We start from the raw sequence: 4455 nt of genomic DNA on the forward strand, positions 1-4455 counted from the left end.
GCTTTAATCAGTCGGCCATCACTGAAGCCCCATATACTAGTGCAATAGGCCAGGTTAAATGTCCAGTTAGGATGAGAGTGATGATGCTAGCTACAGTGCCTCCACCAATTACTACATTGACAATAAAGCCCACCGTCTCAGCCAAAATAGCATCTCCAATTCGTAACTCTGGGTTAACAAAATTTGGGTCAATGCTATCCTGGAACCTTAAGCTGCTTCTAGGTATCTGAAACTTTCGACATATTGGATCGGTTTGTGCGGCTAAATCGGGTTGGATTTTATTGCTAAACCAAGAAGCGCATTGATGATTAATTATCTGCACAGCGCGATCGCTTTTGAGCCACTGTTCTGCCCGACTGATTAAAGCTGTTTCCAAATCTGCTAAAGTCCGTATTTTGTTTTTTTGCCAATCTTTTAAACCAGGTTTAACTGCGTTGACAATCAAGCCATCTGTCAAAGGCTTAGTTAATGATTCGATTAACTCCGGGATATGCCTCTTAATCAAACCTTTAAGCGTATTCGAGGTAAATAGTTGATTGACTTCTTCCTTAAAAGCAGCAGCACGCAGATCCCATCGTCCTACTCGTGCTAAACCCAGTGCAATGCACCGTTCCGGTTCTGGATCGGGGCGAAGCAGCGTTTCTGGTTCGGGAAACATTTCCTGACAAAGCAAGTGCGTAAACTTCATCCGAGATGCACCGCCAGTCATTAGCACAAGTTTCGGCACGATTCCAAGTTTTTCTAGTTTTTCTTTCGCCTCGGTTAAAGAGTCGCTAAACGATCGCACCCAACTATGATGCCCCAGTTCAGGCAAGGGTTGGTTTAAAATTTCCTCCATCATCAATTTATTGACTTGGGGAATAAAATAAATTTGTTCGTTGATCGACTCGAAGCCACGCGCAAAGGATTCTGGATCGCTGTATAACTGTTCATTAGAAAAGTAATCTTCTTTAGCTTTGCGGCAAGCAAGTTCACAACGAGCTTGGTGATGCGGATATTCCTTAAATACTTTTTCGAGTAATGCTTTTTGCTCGTGGTTGGCGAGAGTCCGGGCAAAAATAGCCTTGTCAATTAAGGATGCACCTAAAGTATTACTCCCGAAATCTATCGGAATCTCTTCTAAACTTTTAACCAGAGTAAAATCTGTGGTTGAAGAACCAATATCGACAATTAGCACCGATCCAACAAGTTTGTCATACTCCAACTTCCCGGCTTCTTTGGCTTGCATGAAAGCAGCCCGCGATTCAGGTACAACATTTAGTTGGGGAATGCCAGCTTCTTGAAGTAGCTTTTGGTATTCGGTGCGATCGCTAACTGACCATCCTGAAGGACAACCAATGTAAAAATAGCTACCTTCCCCACCTTCAAGTTGTTTGCTTTCTTTCAAAAGACGGTAGTAGGTTGCCACAAAAGTGCTAATTGTTTCCCGATATTTGGGATCGTTGTTTGGTTTTTGCTTGAATGAAATTGTCAGTTGGGTAACGCCAGCTTGAATTAATGCTTGTTCGCCGACAAGATAACCGAGTTTAGGATGCCAACCAAGTGCTGTAATTTGGTTCTTCTTGTTATTAATCTCCAGCATCTGGGGGGGTTCGATGCTTTCCACTACAGCTTTAGCTACAGCAGTTTCACCGTGTCCCAAATCAAAACCGATTGTTTCTAAAATTTCCATACCCTTATTGTCTATTATTCTCTAGAAGAGGAATATGCTGGCTCAATTACCCTACCGCGCCGAATCAAGCGATCGCCTTTTAACAAAGCCGGAGTTAGAGTTACGTGATCTTTGGTATCGGGGTCGATACTTGGCTCAAAGTCAAAATAGCCGCGATCGCTGTGAGGGTCATTTGGTCGGTAAATTTGAGCGTTAATTCCCTGAGACATTAAAATCTGTGGCAGAAGTTTTGCAAGTTCATGAGCCATTTGGGGTTTATCAAGTTTTGATGCGCCCATTAGCCTTTGCAGAAAATTCAATAGCTCTGGTAGTTCTTCTATTGCTAGGTCGCCTTCATGTTTATTCCATTCTTCTACTCTAGCTACTGCTAGGTCGATAGTGTTGAGAGCATCGCCAAGATGATCTAAAAATACTTTGCTATCAACCCGGAGCATAGGTTGAGGTAATTTCAATAGCTCTTGAGACATAGAATTTTGCTGGTTGTTGAAGTCGAGTTGAAGCACAACTTCTACTCCTAGAAGTACAGAGGTTAGTAAGATAGCCATCCATGCACCTGGGGTAGTTTTAGTTAAAGAGAACAACGAACCTAAGATGCCTATATAAATTAGTGCCTTTAGCAGTTTCAGGATTAATCTGCTGGCAAACAACTTTGTACCTGGGTTAGTAATTTGCTTTTGCTCTGTTGGAGCAATTTGAGAGTAGTTAGCCGCAGCAAGAGTGGCGATGGACTGTCGCAGCGTATCCAGGAAAAAGGAAGCCAGACGAACTTGAGCCAGATTAAGTTTTTCAATGTAAATTCTTTCGAGATTATCAAGTCGATTCTGAACCAGCTTAACTATCTCCTCAATGTTGGTTGTGTTATCAATATCTGTCTGGAGTTGGTTGCGTTCTTCGCTAAAAAGTGAAGTTATTGTTTTCATTGCGTTGACTAAGACTTTAACGTTACTAATAGGGGTGAAATGAGCAGTTGTTTGTTTATTTCACCCTGTAATAACATGATGACTGATGTCATTAACTGAATCGCGTGGCAATACGCTTGGGTTAAGGCTAAAAGTCATGTAAATTAAAGATTATCCTTAAGAATGGAAATTAATTACTGAGGGGGAGAAGAGTAGAAAAGTTAAAGAGACGCTCTAGGGGAACGTCTCTCATATACGGTGCAGATTTAAAAAAAAGAGTGTAGTGTATTCAGTATTTGATATTAGTGGGGGAGCTATGCTTCCCTCAGTTCCTGCGATCGCGCTTGGCACTTCGCTAGAAGATCATAATCTCTACACTCGCTACTATCAATTTAGACGAAGTTAGCAGCATTGTTGATAGCGCTAGCGGTTTGCGAGCTGACAACGGCTAAGACATCGTTACCAGCAGAAATCACTGCACCGTTTGCGCTATCTGCGAATGTCAGGTTAGCGTAGGATAAGTTAGACCCTAGTTGGAACAGAGTCTGACCTAACTGTAAGTTTTTGATGGTATCAAATCCATCACCAGCTTCTAGGACTACTCTAGCTGCGCCACTGCCGAGCCAGATTGTATCCAGACCAGAACCACTATTAATAAAGTCACCGCCGCCATTGGCGTAAATGGTATCGTTACCAGCGCCACCAAGGATATAGTCAGCGTCTGAACCGCCGTAAATCAGGTCATTACCAGCCCCACCGATGAGGATGTCTTTGCCACCGTTCCCGTAGAGAACGTCGTTATCAGCACCACCATCGATATAGTCGGCACCTGAAGCACCGTAAAGGGAATCATTTCCGGCATCACCTTGCAGATAATCAGTGCCGCCATTGCCGTAGATCACATCATTGCCAGCTTGACCCCGGATGACATCGTTAGCACCAGTCCCGAATAGAAAATCGTTACCTACTGTTCCAATCTGAGTGTAATTTGGAGCTAAGTTGAGGTTGAGATTGATCGAGCCTTGTCTACTCCTAAAGCCATCAACGGCAATTTGATAAGTTTGTCCAGCGACCGCCGTAAAGACAACCTGACTTTGAAGACCACTGGTGTCATCATTACCAGCAATTGTGGTTAAATTGTTGACCGAAGAACCCTGGTAAGCAGCTAGAGAGGTGTCATAGTTACTACCAAATGTGTCGATTACAACTTGACCAGAGGCTGGCGCTGTCCAGTTATACCAAACCGAATTGACATCATTGCCGAACTTTACCCCTGCGTGATTTGGCTCACCCGGTTCTCCTGTAGCTCCTACATTAGTCCCTGTGGTGCTAACTGAGCTACCAACTAAGCTAATGCTGTTAGCGAAATTATCATTAACAATTTCCATTCGTTTGTTCTCCGTTTTTGATGATTACTAACGGTTGATTTTTCAATAACGCCTGTATCAAAATTTTCTAGCCAGCCAGATACAGGCTCAGCTCAGTTGAGCTTTGCATATATCCAGTGCATAGCTAAAAATCTCGAAGTGCGATCGCCATTTGTGGCTACGCGAAATTACGTGATTTTTAAAAATCTTGTATTTTATTTACGTACTTTTACTGCCCACAATCTCATTGAATCATCTCTCAAACTTCCTTGGGTTTAGATTCTGTAAAACCTGTACCAAATTTACGTAAAGTTTCTGGAGCGATTTTTATTACACATCTAAAATCTAGCTAGAAGGGTGCTGCCTAAATACTTGTAAGCTACTTGACAAAATTCTTCTAGTCTGAAACGTTTCATATTTGCAGGTGAAAGTAGGTGGTTACTCCGGCGTTTTTGCTGACAGTGGTCTGTATTCAATCAGACACCCTGTTTTTTCTTATTTAGGACTTACGCAAAAA

The 4455-nt window shown here is 42.6% G+C and carries 3 protein-coding genes; all 3 read right to left on the bottom strand.

Annotated elements, in window-relative coordinates; genetic code table 11:
- Positions 1 to 7: 7 nt before the first annotated feature.
- Positions 8 to 1672, bottom strand: coding sequence for a plasmid segregation protein ParM domain-containing protein (locus LC574_RS28190; protein WP_229456965.1), 1665 nt, complete (start codon positions 1670 to 1672; stop codon positions 8 to 10).
- 14 nt (positions 1673 to 1686) lie between these two features.
- Entirely contained in the window at positions 1687 to 2592 is a 906-nt protein-coding gene (locus tag LC574_RS28195) for a hypothetical protein (RefSeq protein WP_229456966.1), read from the bottom strand.
- 371 nt (positions 2593 to 2963) lie between these two features.
- Positions 2964 to 3959 carry a calcium-binding protein gene (locus LC574_RS28200; protein ID WP_229456967.1) on the bottom strand — a complete coding sequence of 332 codons (996 nt, stop codon included), beginning with the start codon at positions 3957 to 3959 and terminating at the stop codon, positions 2964 to 2966.
- Between the last annotated feature and the right edge of the window lie 496 nt (positions 3960 to 4455).

Origin of the sequence: Nostoc sp. CHAB 5715, from assembly GCF_020829685.1 — a bacterium.
Taxonomy (GTDB): domain Bacteria; phylum Cyanobacteriota; class Cyanobacteriia; order Cyanobacteriales; family Nostocaceae; genus Nostoc.

Coding starts and splice junctions, on each gene's coding strand:
- LC574_RS28190 (WP_229456965.1), bottom strand. CDS start 1,672: ATGGAAATTTTAGAAACAATCGGTTTTGATTTGGGACACGGTGAAACT.
- LC574_RS28195 (WP_229456966.1), bottom strand. CDS start 2,592: ATGAAAACAATAACTTCACTTTTTAGCGAAGAACGCAACCAACTCCAG.
- LC574_RS28200 (WP_229456967.1), bottom strand. CDS start 3,959: ATGGAAATTGTTAATGATAATTTCGCTAACAGCATTAGCTTAGTTGGT.